The 14,808-nt window shown below is 67.3% G+C and carries 14 protein-coding genes; 7 read left to right on the top strand and 7 right to left on the bottom strand.

Annotated elements, in window-relative coordinates; translation table 11 throughout:
* Positions 1 to 48 precede the first annotated feature (48 nt).
* The 3 genes from NC4_RS04370 to NC4_RS04360 are packed head-to-tail and all read left to right on the top strand — an operon-like array spanning position 49 to position 3,304.
* Positions 49 to 840, top strand: a complete 792-nt coding sequence (locus tag NC4_RS04370; RefSeq protein ID WP_245721488.1) for a carbohydrate ABC transporter permease — start codon at positions 49 to 51, stop codon at positions 838 to 840.
* 58 nt (positions 841 to 898) lie between these two features.
* On the top strand, positions 899 to 2,203 hold the full coding sequence (locus NC4_RS04365; protein ID WP_067532601.1) for an ABC transporter substrate-binding protein: 1,305 nt from the start codon (positions 899 to 901) through the stop codon (positions 2,201 to 2,203).
* Positions 2,204 to 2,224: 21 nt separating this feature from the next.
* The gene (locus tag NC4_RS04360; RefSeq protein WP_067532597.1) at positions 2,225 to 3,304 is read left to right on the top strand and encodes an ABC transporter ATP-binding protein; all 1,080 of its coding nucleotides are present in this window, start codon (positions 2,225 to 2,227) and stop codon (positions 3,302 to 3,304) included.
* Here the strand turns inward: NC4_RS04360 and NC4_RS04355 are convergent, their stop codons facing one another.
* Complete coding sequence (locus tag NC4_RS04355; protein WP_218020908.1) at positions 3,305 to 5,722, bottom strand: M13-type metalloendopeptidase; 2,418 nt, start codon at positions 5,720 to 5,722, stop codon at positions 3,305 to 3,307.
* Between the two features lie 31 nt (positions 5,723 to 5,753).
* A complete protein-coding gene (locus NC4_RS04350; RefSeq protein WP_245721486.1) occupies positions 5,754 to 6,566 on the bottom strand; it encodes a helix-turn-helix domain-containing protein in 813 nt (270 codons plus the stop codon).
* Between the two features lie 128 nt (positions 6,567 to 6,694).
* Between NC4_RS04350 and NC4_RS04345 the strand changes: the two genes are divergently transcribed.
* Entirely contained in the window at positions 6,695 to 7,192 is a 498-nt protein-coding gene (locus NC4_RS04345) for a hypothetical protein (RefSeq protein WP_067532591.1), read from the top strand.
* Positions 7,193 to 7,282: 90 nt separating this feature from the next.
* Here NC4_RS04345 and NC4_RS04340 read toward each other — a convergent pair whose 3' ends face one another.
* Both NC4_RS04340 and NC4_RS04335 read right to left on the bottom strand, forming a co-directional pair.
* Positions 7,283 to 7,780 (bottom strand): DUF4190 domain-containing protein, encoded by a 498-nt coding sequence (locus NC4_RS04340; RefSeq protein ID WP_067532588.1) that lies wholly within the window; start codon positions 7,778 to 7,780, stop codon positions 7,283 to 7,285.
* Positions 7,781 to 7,905: 125 nt separating this feature from the next.
* Positions 7,906 to 8,685 carry a pirin family protein gene (locus NC4_RS04335; RefSeq protein ID WP_157554266.1) on the bottom strand — a complete coding sequence of 260 codons (780 nt, stop codon included), beginning with the start codon at positions 8,683 to 8,685 and terminating at the stop codon, positions 7,906 to 7,908.
* A 375-nt stretch (positions 8,686 to 9,060) separates the two neighbouring features.
* On the opposite strand from NC4_RS04335, the gene NC4_RS04330 reads away from it, so the two are divergent.
* From NC4_RS04330 to NC4_RS04320, 3 genes are read left to right on the top strand one after another with little or no spacing between them, the layout of a single operon-like run.
* Positions 9,061 to 9,414, top strand: a complete 354-nt coding sequence (locus NC4_RS04330; RefSeq protein WP_245721485.1) for an NUDIX hydrolase — start codon at positions 9,061 to 9,063, stop codon at positions 9,412 to 9,414.
* Positions 9,415 to 9,458: 44 nt separating this feature from the next.
* A complete protein-coding gene (locus NC4_RS04325) occupies positions 9,459 to 10,772 on the top strand; it encodes an MFS transporter (RefSeq protein ID WP_067532652.1) in 1,314 nt (437 codons plus the stop codon).
* A gap of 13 nt (positions 10,773 to 10,785) precedes the next feature.
* Positions 10,786 to 12,435 (top strand): glycoside hydrolase family 183 protein, encoded by a 1,650-nt coding sequence (locus NC4_RS04320; protein WP_067532585.1) that lies wholly within the window; start codon positions 10,786 to 10,788, stop codon positions 12,433 to 12,435.
* 2 nt (positions 12,436 to 12,437) lie between these two features.
* On the opposite strand, the gene NC4_RS04315 is transcribed toward NC4_RS04320, so the two are convergent.
* Genes NC4_RS04315 through NC4_RS04305 form a run of 3 tightly spaced genes read right to left on the bottom strand, consistent with a single transcriptional unit; the run spans position 12,438 to position 14,795 of the window.
* Positions 12,438 to 13,295: a 5-oxoprolinase subunit C family protein gene (locus tag NC4_RS04315; protein WP_067532582.1), complete on the bottom strand. Its 858-nt coding sequence runs from the start codon at positions 13,293 to 13,295 to the stop codon at positions 12,438 to 12,440.
* Complete coding sequence (locus tag NC4_RS41450; RefSeq protein ID WP_067532579.1) at positions 13,292 to 14,032, bottom strand: 5-oxoprolinase subunit B family protein; 741 nt, start codon at positions 14,030 to 14,032, stop codon at positions 13,292 to 13,294. The genes NC4_RS04315 and NC4_RS41450 overlap by 4 nt, the downstream gene beginning before the upstream one ends.
* A gap of 10 nt (positions 14,033 to 14,042) precedes the next feature.
* Entirely contained in the window at positions 14,043 to 14,795 is a 753-nt protein-coding gene (locus NC4_RS04305; protein ID WP_067532576.1) for a LamB/YcsF family protein, read from the bottom strand.
* Positions 14,796 to 14,808 lie beyond the last annotated feature (13 nt).

The raw sequence follows: 14,808 nt of genomic DNA, 5'->3' as shown, positions 1-14,808 counted from the left end.
CTGCAGCACAACCGGGAGATCTGGGCGAAGGTCTTCGGCTACGCGGCCATGGCCTGCGTGCTCGTCATCGTGGGCGTCCCGCTGTTCTGGATCGTGATCACCTCGTTCAAGGACCGGCCCGATATCTACGTGCAGCCCGCGGTGTACTGGCCGCGCGCCTGGCATCCGGAGAACTACTCCGACGCCACCACCACGCTGCCGTTCTGGACCTTCCTGCGGAACTCGCTCATCGTCACCGGCGTCGTGGCCGGGGTGAAGTTCGTGCTCGGCGTGTTCAGCGCCTACGGGCTGGTCTTCCTGCGCTTCCCGGGCAAGACCGTGCTGTTCCTGGTGATCATCGCGGCGCTCATGGTGCCCAACCAGATCACCGTCATCTCCAACTACGCGCTCATCGCCCAGCTGGGATGGCGAAACACCCTGCAGGGCATCATCGTTCCGCTGTGCGGCGTCGCCTTCGGCACCTTCCTCATGCGCAATCACTTCCTGTCGCTGCCCAGTGAGGTCATCGAGGCCGCGCGCATGGACGGCGCGGGCTGGTGGCGGCTGCTGACCCGGGTGGTGCTGCCCATGTCCGGGCCGACCATGGTGGCCTTCGCCGTGGTCACGCTGGTCAACGAATGGAACGGATATCTGTGGCCGTTCCTCATGGCGGACGGTCCCGAGGTCGCCACCCTGCCGGTGGGCCTCACGCTGCTGCAGAACACCGAGAACCCCAGCGTCACCAACTGGGGGCCGGTCATGGCCGGAACCATCCTCACCATGCTGCCGATTCTCATCGTCTTCCTGGCGCTGCAGCGTCACATGATCAAGGGCCTCACCTCCGGTGCGGTCAAGGGTTAATCCGGAAAGAGAGATCCCTGTGTCCGAATCACAATCACTCAAAGGGCACCGCCCCGCTTTGTCGCGACGCGGGTTTCTCGGCCTGGCCGGTGCGAGCGCGGCCGGGCTCGCACTGACCGCCTGCGCGGGCAGCGGTGGCGGCAGCAAGCAGGAGGGCGACGGCAAGACCATTACCTTCTGGTCCAACCACCCGGGCACTTCCAAGGAGCTGGAGACCGAGCTCATCAACCGGTTCCAGGCCAAGTACCCGGATCTGAAGGTGAACCTGGTCGACGCGGGCAAGAACTACGAGGAGGTGTCGCAGAAGTTCAATGCGGCGCTGTCCGGCGGTGAACTGCCCGATGTCGTGGTGCTGTCCGACGTCTGGTGGTTCAACTACGCGCTCAATGGCACCATCGAGCCGCTCGACAGCCACTTCGCTTCCGCCGGAGTGCAACTCGACGACTACGTGGACTCGCTCGCCGCGGACTACCTGTTCAACGGCAAGCACTACGCGCTGCCCTACGCGCGCTCGACGCAGATCTTCTACTACAACAAGGACGTCTGGACCAAGGCCGGTCTGCCCGACCGCGGTCCGGAGAGCTGGGCCGAATTCGACGAGTGGGGCCCCAAGATCCAGTCCGTGGTCGGCGCCGACAAGTGGGCGCACGGCTGGGGCGACGCCAAGAACTACCTGGCCTGGACCTTCCAGGGACCGACCTGGACCTTCGGCGGCCGCTACTCCGATCAGTGGACGCTGAAATTCAATGACGCCGCCACCATCTCGGCGGGGAACTACCTGCGCGACAGCATCAATGTGAAGAAGTACGCCAGCATCCGCCCGCAGATCGCCACCGACTTCGGCACCGGCATCATCGCCTCCACCATCGCCTCCACCGGTGATCTGAAGGGCATTCAGAAGAACGCCGAGGGCAAGCTGGAATTCGGCACCGCCTTCCTGCCGCGCCCGAACGGGCCGGGCGCCACCACCGGCGGCGCGGGCCTGGCCATCCCGTCGCGAATCTCGGACCAGCGCAAGGAGAATGCGCTCAAGTTCATCGAGTTCATCACCAATGCCGCCAATACCGCGTACTTCACCCAGGGCACCGGATACATGCCGGTGCGCAAGTCGGCGCTGCAGGATCCCAGCGAGCAGGAGTTCCTGACCAAGAACCCGAAGTCCAAGACCGCCATCGATCAGCTGGCGCTGACCCGGTCGCAGGACTACGCGCGCGTCTTCGTACCGGGCGCGGACCAGATCATCGGCACCGGCATGGAGCAGATCGGATTGCAGAACCGGTATGCCGCAACGGCTTTCGCCGATGTGACCAATCAGCTGCAGGCCATTATCGACCGGCAGATCACCCCCAAGCTGCCCAAGTAAGACACGAGGAGACCCGCCGGTATGGCGACTGTGCAGTTCGAGGGCGCGACCCTCACCTACCCGGGTGCGCCCGCCCCCGCGGTCGACACCTTGAATCTGGAGATCGCCGACGGCGAATTCCTGGTCCTGGTCGGCCCTTCCGTCTGCGGCAAATCCACCAGTCTGCGCATGCTGGCGGGTCTCGAGGCGGTGACCGGCGGGAGCATTCACATCGGTGACCGCGATGTCACCGGGCTCCCGCCGCGGGCCCGCGATGTGGCCATGGTCTTCCAGAGCTACGCCCTGTACCCGAACATGACCGTCGCCGACAATATGGGCTTCGCCCTGCGCAATGCCGGTATGAGCAAGGCGGACACCTTGATTCGGGTCAAGGAGGCCGCGGCCATGCTGGAGCTGGAGGACCTGCTCGACCGCAAGCCCGCCAAACTCTCCGGCGGTCAGCGCCAGCGGGTGGCCATGGGCCGCGCCATCGTGCGGCGGCCGCAGGTCTTCTGCATGGACGAACCGCTGTCCAATCTGGACGCCAAACTGCGCGTGTCCACGCGGTCCCAGATCGCCGCGCTGCAAAAACGACTCGGCACCACCACGGTCTACGTGACCCATGATCAGGTCGAGGCCATGACCATGGGTCACCGCGTGGCCGTGCTGCGCGACGGCAAGCTCCAGCAGATCGCCGCGCCGCGCGAGCTCTACGACAATCCGGTCAATACCTTCGTGGCCGGATTCATCGGCTCACCCGGGATGAACCTGCTGACCGCGCCGGTCGAGGACGGCCACGCGGTGCTCAATACCCTGCGAATCCCGTTGCCGCGCACCATTACCAGTAAGAAGGTGATCATCGGTATCCGCCCGGAATCCTGGGAGGTCACCACCGACGCCACCAATGCGCTGGCCGTCGAGGTCGAGCTCCTGGAGGAGCTGGGCGCGGAGTCCTTCCTCTATTCGCACGGCATCACCGATCAGTGGTCCAGTCGCTCCGGGCGCATTGTCGCCCGGGTCGACCGGCGCTTCCAGGTCGCCCTGGGTGATCGCCTGTTGCTCACACCCAAGGCGGACGAGCTGTTCTTCTTCGACGCCGAGACGGAACTCCGCCTGCGCTGATCACCAGATCTTCACGCGCTCCGCGGGATCGAGATAGAGCTCGTCGCCCGGATTGACGTCGAACGCCTCGTGGAAGGTGTCGAGGTTGCGGACCACGCCATTGCAGCGGAACTCCGGCGGCGAGTGCGGGTCGGTGGCGAGGCGGCGGATGGCCTCCTCCTTACGGGCCTTGGTGCGCCACACCTGGGCCCAGCCGAAGAAGACGCGCTGCAGGCCGGTGAGGCCGTCCAGGACGGGCGCCTCATCGCCATTGCGGCTGATCTTGTAGGCCGCCAGGGCAATGGACAGGCCGCCGAGATCGCCGATGTTCTCGCCAATGGTGAACTCGCCGTTGACCTTGTGATCCGCGGTGAGGTCCTTGGGGGAGAACCGGTTGTACTGGTCGATGAGCGCCTTGGTGCGCTTGCCGAATTCGGTGCGATCGGATTCGGTCCACCAGTCGACCATATTGCCGTCGCCGTCGTACTTGGAGCCCTGATCGTCGAAGCCGTGGCCGATCTCGTGGCCGATGACCGCGCCGATACCGCCGTAGTTGGCGGCATCGTCGGCGTTCATGTCGAAGAAGGGCGGCTGCAGGATGGCGGCGGGGAAGACGATCTCGTTCATGCCGGGGTTGTAGTAGGCATTGACGGTCTGCGGGGTCATGAACCATTCGCCGCGGTCCACCGGCCCGCCGAGCTTGTTCAGATCCCGATCGTGTTCGGCGGCATAACCGCGGCGGTAGTTGCCCACCAGATCCGACGGGTCGATGGTCACGGCCGAGTAGTCGCGCCACTCGTCCGGGTAACCGATCTTCGGCGTGAACTTCTCCAGCTTGGCCAGTGCCGCCTGCCTGGTATCCGGGCCCATCCACTCCAGCTCGGAGATATTGCGGCTGTAGGCCTCCTGGAGATTCTCGACCAGTTCCACCATGCGCGCCTTGGCTTCCGGCGGGAAGTGGCGAGCCACGTACAGCTTGCCGACGGCCTCGCCCAGCAGATCCTGGACCAGGGACACGCCGCGCTTCCAGCGCTCGCGATTCTCCTGCGCGCCGGTGAGGGTGCGACCGTAGAAGTCGAAGTTCTGCTCGACCAGATCGGCGGTCAGATAGGGCGCGCGGGCCTTGAGGACGCGCCAGGTGGTCCAGGCCTTCCAGTCCTCCAGCGACTCTTCGGCCCACACTCGGGCAAAGGTGCGAACGTAATCGGGCTGGCGCACGACCAGTTCGGCGAACAGCTCCGCACCCGGGCGGTCCAGGCTCTCGGCCAGCGCGGCGGTCCAGGCGTCCCAGTCGAATTCGGGATTCTCCGCGGCCAGCGCCGCGAAGGTGGTGAGGTTGTAGCTCTTCTCGGCATCGCGGCGACGCACCACGTCCCAGTGTCCGGCGGCCAGCTTGGCCTCCAGATCGAAGACGCGCTGCGGGTCGTGGTCGATATCGGCCAGCTCGAACATGCGGCGGATATGGGCGACGTACTTCTCGCGGATCTCCGCGTACTCGTCCTTGTGGTAGTAGGACTCGTCGGGCAGGCCGATACCGGACTGGGTGGCGTGCACCAGGTAGCGCTCGGAGTTCTTGTCGTCGGTGTCGACGTACACCGCCAGCGCACCGCCCACGCCGGTGCGCTGCAGGCCGCCCAGCAGGGCCGCGAAGGCGCCGCGATCGGTGATCTGGCGGATGGCCGCCAGTTCGCCCACGATCGGAGCCAGGCCGTGTTCCTCGACCTGGGCCTCGTTCATGAAGCTGTTGTAGAGATCGCCGATCTTGCGTTCGATGCTGCCGACGGCCGCATGCGCGGCCGCGGCCTCCTGGATGATCGCCTGCACATCCTTCTCGGCCTGGTCGTACAACGTCCGGAAGGCGCCGTCGACCGCGCGGTCCGCCGGTATCTCGTACGTGTCCAGCCATTTGCCGTTGACATGCGCGAACAGGTCGTCCTGCACCCGCACGTCCGCGTTCTGGAAGGACAGGTCGATTCCCGAGGGAGGCGTCAGCTGCGAAGTCACGATCCCCAGTATGCCCACTCCGGCGGCACCTGGCCGGGCTCCGCTCAGCCGGACACGGGAATCCGATCGAACTCCCCCGCCCCCGGCTCCGGCCAGGAACGCCCGCCATTCGCCAGGGGTGTAGACCAGGGTGATCTCACCGTGGCGCAGGGCGGTGTGGCCGTCGGGGGCGGGGTGTGTGGTCAGGTCGCCGGTGGGGGCGGCCGCATCGTTGCGACCCAGCACCAGGGCGAGGAACGACATCCATTCGCTCGCGCTGACGGTGATGATGGGCTCGGCCTCTGGGCGATGTTCTGGGTTACGCCGGTACTTGCTGTCACGGATGAGCACCGCATCACCGTCGAAACGAACCTCCACACACTGATTTCCATTGTTGGTGCGAGTCGACGTGAACCAGCCGGTGGATTCCGGTTGGTGTTTCGCGGTGGTAAGCATGGGCAGCATTTTACGCGCGCACATGTGTCTCCTACCCTTGCGAATAATTCCTGATCATCTCCAAAGACTCTGAACGGCTGAGGGATTGGTCGAGTGCACGCACGAATGCAAACCCCAAATCGCGAACCTGCTCGGAATCGTCGACGCCACCGCCGAAAACCGCGCTCTCGGCCCACGCGAAGGTGGGCAATGATTCCACGGCGAAATCCAGCAGATGAAAACTGGAGCCGCCCAGAATCGCACCGCGCGGCGCGGTGAACGGAATCACCCGCACCGTCACCGAATCCTGTTCCGCCAGTAGGCTCGCCAAATGCTCGAGCTGTCCGCGCAGCACCTTCGGGCCGCCTATCTGCTGTAACAGGGTGGCTTCGCCGACCACGGCGGTCAGTTCCAGGCGATCGTCACCGCGTAGCCGTTCCTGTCTTCGCATGCGCACGGCCACAAGTTGTTCCACTTGGACCGGTCGGATCATGACGTCGGCGCTGATGAGCGCCCGCGCATACTCCTCGGTCTGCAACAGGCCAGGGATCACCAGACTGTCGTAGCTGCGGATACTCTCCGCACCGAATTCCATACCGTAATAACGCTGCAACTCCGTGCCGATGAGCGCGGAAGTTTTCGCCCACCAGCCGCGTTCCTTGCTCGCCAGCAGAAGTTCTTGCAGATCGGCGCGTTCCTCACCATCGACTTCGAGGAGTTCGAGCACCGGGCCGAGCGTATTGACGGTGAGTACCCGGCGACCCTTCTCGACATGCGACCAATTCGCCGGCGTGAAGCCGACGCGTTTGGCGAAGGTCGCCGAATCGAAGCCGCGCTGCTCCCGCAGTTCGCGCAGGCGCAGCACCAGCTCCCACCTGGCGACGGTGGGCGAGACGGGTGCCATGACTGCTGACTCTACGCCGATAATTCGCTGGCGTGTGACTATTGTCATACCGATTGCCGGAGAATAGGGTCGGTAGCAGGAGGTTCGCCATGAGCGCGCTGGACCCATCCTCGTACACCGAAACCCAGGAAGCGCTGGCCCGCTGCCGACGCTACCGCAAGGAGCACGGCCTGTACGGGGTCGTCGACTCCCAGCTCGGGCGGATCATGCTCGAGGTCGGCGCGGTCGGGGCGGTCACCATGCCCGCCGATATCGGAGCACGGGTCCGCGACCACCTGAAGAGCCTGCATCGCTGCGGTCCGGTGATCGCCCATCCGCGCTCGCACCGCTGGACCTTCCTGACCGGGCCGACCGACGGGTCCTATCTCGACGTGGCCTTGTTCGCCGATCTGTTCCGCGACTGCGCCGCGGTGGCGCTGCCCGGTAGCCACATCGTGCTGCCGTCACCGACCGATGAGCACAGCGGATACCGACTCTGGATCTGCCCGCCGGAGGGGGACTTCCGGCCCGAGCTCGCGGAAGTGGTGGCCGCCACCCGGGTCTGCCGGGCGACCCGCACCGAGGCGTTGGGAGCGCCGAAGCTCTAGGGGGCACCAGCTCTAGGGGGCACCGCCCAACCCCCGAAGAGAAAGGGTGTGGGGGCTTCCCAATCAGCCGGCCCCCACACCCCCTATCACTCAGTTGGTGGGCTGGGGTGTCAGCGTAATGCTGAACTTGTCCTCCACGCGCTGATTCCAATCGCGCTCACACTGATCGAGTTTGGCCTGATCATTGCCCGCATTGCTGACGCATTCGATGAAGTCCTTGCCGCCGGTCTCCTCGAAGATGCTCCAGCCGACAATGAGGAAGGTGACCGAGCCCACCAGGCCCAGAAGGCCGAGAATGAGACCGGTGAGCGCCATGCCGAAACCTCCGGCGGTGCCGGACTTGGCCTTCACCATGGCGATGATGCCGAAGATGAGAGCGAACAGCCCGAAGAGAATCCCGCCCAGAATGGTCCAGAAGCTCAGCAGCGCCAGGATGCCGAGCACCAGGGCGGTGATCGCGAGACCCTTACCCTTCGGGGACTCCTGCCAGTACTGCTGACCGCCGGGCGCGCCGGGTGGGGGATAGCCGCCGGGCGGCGGGGCCGGATACTCGCCGTACTGGCCGGAGGGCGGTGGCGGATACGACATGCGGGGTCCTTCCGTCGGTGGTGCTCCCGGTATCGCGAACGTGCGAACGAACCGTTAACGTGCCCGATTCGTCCCAAAAGCTGCGTTCATCACGAATCGCTGTAGATGCTATTGCCCCGCCCGGACTATTGACCACCGAGGCGCGCGTGCATCTCCCACACCAGGATTTCCGACGGCAGATTCGCGGTCACGCGCTGTCCGCCGCTGCGGACCATGCGCACCGCATCACCCTCGTAGAGCGTCCCCACACCCTCCATCTCGACCTCGCCGTGCGCCACGAACACATGCAGGTACGGCGCCTCGGGCAACCGCACCTCCGACGGCTCGGCCGGACCCGCCATGCGCGCCACGTGCAGGGCGGAATGACTGCTGTTGATGGCGATGGCCGTCCGGTCGCGATAGCGGGGCAGCCCGGAGGCCACCGTCACCAGCCCGCCACCGGCCAATTCGTCGTCGATCTCCAACTGCTGATAGCCGGGCGTCAGGCCGGGTTCGTCCGGCACCACCCACATCTGGACGAAATGCACCGGCTCCTCGTGCTCGGGCGCCGTGCTGATCCGCCAGGAATCATTCTTCTCCGAATGCAGGATTCCGGTGCCAGCGCTCATGCGCTGCGCCAGGCCCGGATAGATGACCCCGCTGTGACCCAGCGAATCCTGATGCACCAGGCTGCCGCTCAGGACCCAGGTGACGATCTCCATATCCCGATGCGGATGGGTTTCGAATCCCTCACCGGGCAGCACGATGTCCTCGTTGTTCACCAGAAGCAGGCCGTGATGGGTGTTGTCGGGATCGTAATGTTCCCCGAAGGAGAACGAATGCTTCGAATCCAGCCATGCCACACGGGTTTTCATGCGGTCGCCGGCACGATGGATATCGATGTGTGGTGTCGTGAGCGTGGACACCGCCGTACTCCTCTCACCGGCGAGCACCGATCAGAATCCAGGGTAGGGGCACTTCCCGGGGGTCAACCTGAATTCCCGGTAAATTCTAACGTGCGGGCAGAACCGCCTCGCACGCCGCCGACCAGGCAGTTCGCTACCGCCCTCGGCGGCGGGCAATCACCCGGCGACCGGAATCGGTGCGTGTCGCTCCCCCGGTGGCGACCGGTCGGCGACCGTATCATGATGGGCCGCAAGTGAAACCGGAGGAGGGCAGGGGGATGCGACCCGAGGTACTCGCGGGCATCGAACGCGAACTCCGGCAGCAGGCCAGCAGCGAGGGGGATCAGCCACTTCGTGGTGGGCGTAGCCGTATTCCGCGGGGGGAAACTCCTGGTCGTGCGGCGTGTCGCCGACGACTACCACGGGGGTATGTACGAACTGCCCGGCGGCGGAGTGGAATCCGGCGAGACCTTCGCCGACTGTGTGGAACGGGAACTGTTCGAGGAAACCGGGCTGCGGGTGCGCCGCATCACCGATGTGCTGGGTGGTTTCGACTACGCCACCCGCACCAAATCCCGGGTGCGCAAATACAGCTTCGTGGTGGAGGTGGAACCGGGGGAGGTGTTGCTGGCGCCGGGGGAGCACGACGAATTCCAGTGGATCGACGCCGACGGCGTGGACAGTCTGCCCATGGCCGACGATATGCGCGCCGCGGTCTTCGCCCTGGTGACCACGCATCCGGCGCGGTGAACACGCCCGCGGCGGAACCACTCCCCGAACCGGATACCCGGCCCGTGCCCACCGGTCCGCGCCTGCGCAGCGCACTGTCCACCCTGCGCACCGGGCTGCGCGAGAATCCCGGCGCCCTGCGGCTGAGCATCGTGCGCTTCGCCGGGCAGTTCGGCGACGGCATGTTCCAGGCCGCCCTGTCCGGGGCCATCCTGTTCAATCCGGAACGCGAGACCGATCCGCTGGCCATCGCGGGCGGCTTCGCGGCGCTGCTGCTGCCGTATTCGATCATCGGGCCCTATGCCGGGGCGCTGCTGGATCGCTGGGATCGGCGCCTGGTGCTGCTGGTGGCGAATCTGCTGCGCGCCCTGCTCATCGGCGTGGCCGCGATCGGACTGCTGGCGGGAATCCCCTCCGGTCCGCTGCTGGCGCTGGCCCTGGCGGTGGTCGGCATCTCGCGATTCGTGGGCGCGGGCGTCTCGGCCGCCCTGCCCAAGGTGATCGCGCAGCGCTGGCTGGTGCCCATGAATTCGGTGCTGGCCACCGTGGCCTCGGGCTGCGCCATTGTCGGCGCCAGCCTGGCCTTCGGCATTATCGGGCTGATCGGCGCGGGTGATCTCGGCTCCGCGGTGGCCGTGGCGGCCGCCGCGTCCGGATCGATCCTGGGCGGAATCGCGAGCGCCGGGTTCCGGTCCCGGGCCCTGGGTCCCGAACTCGCCGAGCGCACCCGCGGCTCGGTGCGCGCCGTCGCCGCCGGACTGCGGGAGGGCGCGACCGCAGCCTGGCACTCACGCGAGGTGACCACGGCCATGCTCGGAATCGGCGCGCATCGCATGGTTTTCGGCGCCGACACCCTGCTCATGGTGCTGGTGCTGCGCCGCGGCGACGGGGCGGACAGCATTGCCCGGTTCGGCGTCGCCATTACCGCCACCGGGGCGGGCATTCTCGCCGCGGCGGTGGTGGCGCCCTTCCTGATTCCACGCCTGGGCCGCTCCCGGACCGTGGTGGCCGGGCTGATCGCCGCGATCGTGGTGCAACTGGCCCTGGTCACACCGGTCACCATCGCCACCGGCGCCGCCGAGCGGCGCGCGGAACTGCTGCTGCTCGCGGCCGCCTTCCTGCTGGGCCTGGCCGGGCAGACCATCAAGCTCACCGGTGACGCGGCCATGCAGATCGATATCGACGACGGCCATCGCGGTCAGGTCTTCGCCCTCCAGGACACCGTCTTCAACATCACCTATGTGCTGGCGCTGGCGGGCACCGCGCTGTGGATACCCGCCGACGGGCGCTCACCGGGCGTGGTGGTCGCCGCCGCCGGAATTTACGCGATCGGTATCGCCGCCATCGCGCTCAACACTCGCCGCCACGCCGAGCGCTGATACGGTGAGGGCGATGCTCGCCGACACGCCGCGCCCCGGAAGCCCCGGAATCCGTGCCGCACTGGTCATCTCCGGCGTCCTCACCGTCGGCGCCGTCCTGCTGCCCGCCATTCGCAGTGGGGCCGAAGAGGCCGCGTGGGTGCCGCCGGTGAACGATTGCGGAGAATTCGGATTCGATCCGCTCTATCGCGATCGCGACACCAGACCGGTGCAGGCGCAACCACAGCCCGATCCGACCATTCGAATCCCTTATCCCGTACCGGAATTCGTTCCCGTCGAGGTACCCGGCCCGCTCCCGGACAACACCCGCATCGAACCGGAGCCGCTCCCGGCCGATCCGTGCCGCAATCCCTGCCCGGATATTCGCGACATTCCCAATCCGGTCCCGGAAACCACACTGCCGGAAGGTGATCCGTCCACGGCACCGGTCACCGCCACGACCGCACCGGCCGTCACCGAACCGCCGTTCCCCACCTCCGAACCCAGTGGCGCGGGCGCCGACGGCCCGCTGCCGCCGCGCACCGCCGAACTCGTCCCGCAGACCGAGATCGTCCCGGTCCCGGTGCCGGGCGGGGAATTCCCGGAACCGCAGCCCGCGCCGCCGCTCGCCATTCAACTGCCCGAATTCGCTCCCGCCGCACCGGCTCCCGTGCCGCCCGCCGTCGAATCGGTGCGCCTGGTCAATCAGGTCACCGGGCACGGCTCCACCAATCGCACCGATATGCGCTGGTCGGTGGACGGCACCGATCTCGGCCTGTTCTGGGAGAACAAGCCCGGTGAGCTGGCCGTGGTCTTCGGCGACACCTTCGGCAAGGGCTGGCAGTTCCCGGGCGCGGGCAACGGCGATCAGGACTGGCGCAGCAATACCATCGCCTACAGCACCGACCGGGATCTGAGCGACGGGCTCACCCTCGACACCTTCGTGCAGAACAGCCGCTGCCACGCGGCCGAGATCCTGGACAGCCGCAAGGTCGACAACTTCGAGATCACCACCATCCCGACCTCGGGTTTCACCCTCAATGGCCGCCAGTACCTCAGCTATATGTCCATCAACCGGTGGAGCCGCTACCAGCCCGGCATGTGGTGGACCTACCTCGGCGGCCTCGCCTGGTCCGACGACGACGGCCGCACCTGGACCAAATCCCAATGGGCGCGCTGGGACAACTTCTTCGGGCTGAGCCGCTTCCAGGTGACCAGCATGGTCCCGCACGAGGGCTATGTGTACATGTTCGGCACCCCGAACGGCCGCTTCGGCACCATCGGCCTGGCCCGGGTGCCAGCCGACCAGGTGCTCAACAAGTCCGCGTATCAGTACTGGGTCTCCGGCGCCTGGATTCCGGCGGTCGGGCCGAGCGAATTGTTCGCCACCCCACTGATTTCCGGCACCGCCAGCGAGCTCTCGGTCCGCTTCGACCAGTCCAGCGGGCTGTGGCAGATGGTCTATCTCGACCTGCAGCGCAATGAATTCGTGCTGCGCACCGCCACCTCACCGCAGAGCGCCTGGACCGAACCGGTCGCGCTCATCGACACCTCGGACTATCCGTCGTCCTACGGCGGCTTCATCCATCCGTGGTCCACCGGCACCGATCTGTACTTCACCATGTCGCACTGGGCGACCTACAACGTCTACCTCATGCACGCGGTGGTGAATCCGGGCCGCTGAGTTCAGCGGTACGGGCGGAAGCGCAGCGCCTGACCCGGGCAGGCCTGCGCGACCAGGTCCACATCCGCGTCGACCACCACCCCGATCACCGGATAGCCGCCGGTAATGGGATGGTCGGCCAGGAAGACCACCGGCTGCCCGCTGGGCGGTACCTGGATGGAGCCCAGCGCCATACCCTCCGTGGGCAATTCACCGGTATCGCGGCGGCACAGCGGCGGGCCGCCGCGGCGATCCAGGCGGGCGCCGATGCGGTCGGTCTCGGAGGAGATCGTCCATTCTCCCTCGAACAGGACCGCGGTATTCGCGAACCAGTCGGCGCGCGGGCCCGCAATCACCCGGATGGTGAGGCGTCCGCCCACGGGCGCGGCCACCGGGGCCACATCCACGATCGGATACTCGCGCGGCGGCGCGCCGACCGGGAGCAGATCGCCCGAGCGCAGCGGTCGCGGGCCGATACCGGACATGGTGTCCAGGCTGCGCGAACCGAGCACCGGCGGCACGTCAATACCGCCCCGGACCGCGATATAGGTGCGCAGCCCGGTGGCGGCCAGACCCAGCCGAAGGCGTTGGCCCGGTTCGAGTTCCAGGACGCTGGCCGCGCCGACCGGGCAGCCGTCGACGGCGGCGGGGGCGGACGCGCCGGCGACCGCGAGGGTGAGATGGCGCTCGGCGAGCAGTTCCAGACCGCCCAGCAGCGCCTCGATGGCCGCCGCGCCCTCCGGATTCCCAACCAGGCGGTTGGCCAGGCGCAGCGATCCGCGATCCGCCGCGCCCGCCGTTCCCATTCCGGAGTCGAACCAGCCGGGACGGCCCAGATCCTGAATGGTGGCCAGGGGACCCACGCGCTCCACCCGGATCACGACGTCACCCCCGACGTCCCGGCATCCACGAAGCGGACGCGAGTTCCCGCTCGTACCAAGGCGGGTGGATCGCGCTCGACATCCCACATGGCCAGTTCGGTGGTGCCGATGAGCTGCCAGCCACCGGGACTGCTGCGGGGGTACACGGCCGAATAGCCACCGGCCAGGGCGACCGCGCCCGCGGGGATGGCGGTGCGGGACTGCGTGCGCCGGGGGACCGTCAGGCGGCCGTCGGCGGATTCCAGATATCCGAAACCCGGGGCGAAACCCACAAAGGCGCAACGCCATTCGGTCCCCGTGTGCTGGGCGATCACCTCGGCCGTCGTCAAACCGAGATGGCGGGCCACATCGGGCAGATCCGCGCCGTCGTAGCGGACCGGAATCACCAGGGGTTCGCCGTGGAAACCATTGCCGCCCACCGTCTCCTCCGGATAATCGGCGGCCGAGGGCCGCCACCCGGGCAGGCCCCGCGCGCCGGTCGCTACCCGGGCCTGCGAATCCAGTCGAGCCAGCAGGGCGGCCAGCCGTTTGCGCACCGGCTCGGCCGCGGCGGGCGAGGTCAGGGTGATCAACACGGTTTCGGCCGCGGGCAGCACGTCCACCACTCCGGCGGGCCGGGGGTGCAAGGCTTCGACCAGGTCGGGCAGCATGGCGCGCAGGGGCGGGATCACCAGCAGCGCGCGATCGCCCGCCGGGCGAATATCGCCCGCGGCGGGAGTGGTTCCGGAATCGCTCATCTCGTATCCGTCAGATGAAGGGCCGCAACGGGATTCGCGACTCGTCCAGGGTGGCGCGAATCCGGCGGGCCATATCCACGGCCGCGGGGGAATCGCCGTGCACGCACACGCTGGCGGCGGCGACCGCCACCGTGCCGCCGTCGACCGTGACCGCCTTGCCGGAGCGGGCGATCGACAGGGCCTGCGCCACCGCCTCGTCCGCGCCCAGCACCGCGCCCGCCAGACCGCGCGGCGCCAGTAGGCCCTCGGAGGTGTACGCCCGATCGGCGAAACCCTCGGCGAAGAACCGGATTCCGGCCTCGCGGGCGGCGGCCTCCAGTTCGGTGTGCGCCGGACCCAGCAGGACCAGGCGCTTGTCGAATTCGCGCACGGCGGTCAGCAGGGCATCCGCCAGCGCCCGGTCCGCGGCGGCCGCGTGATAGAGCGCCCCGTGCGGTTTCACGCAGCGCACCCGGTCACCGGCGGCGCGGGCGAAGCCGTCCAGGCTGCCGATCTGGTACAGGGTCTCGTCCCGCAATTCGGCCGGTGACACCGCCAGCGCCCGGCGGCCGAAACCGGCCAGATCGCGATAGCCGACGTGCGCGCCGATGCGGACGCCCTTCTCCACGGCCAGCGCGCAGGTGCGGCGCATGATCGACGGATCCCCGGCGTGGAAGCCGCAGGCGATATTGGCGCTGGTCACCAGGTCCAGCATGGCGGCATCGTCGCCCATGGTCCACGCGCCGAAACCCTCGCCCAGGTCGCTGTTCAGATCCAAGCTCATCGTCCCTCCCAGC

The sequence above is a fragment of the Nocardia crassostreae genome (assembly GCF_001613405.1).
Lineage (GTDB): Bacteria > Actinomycetota > Actinomycetes > Mycobacteriales > Mycobacteriaceae > Nocardia > Nocardia crassostreae.
This window is presented reverse-complemented; position numbering and strand designations above follow the sequence as displayed.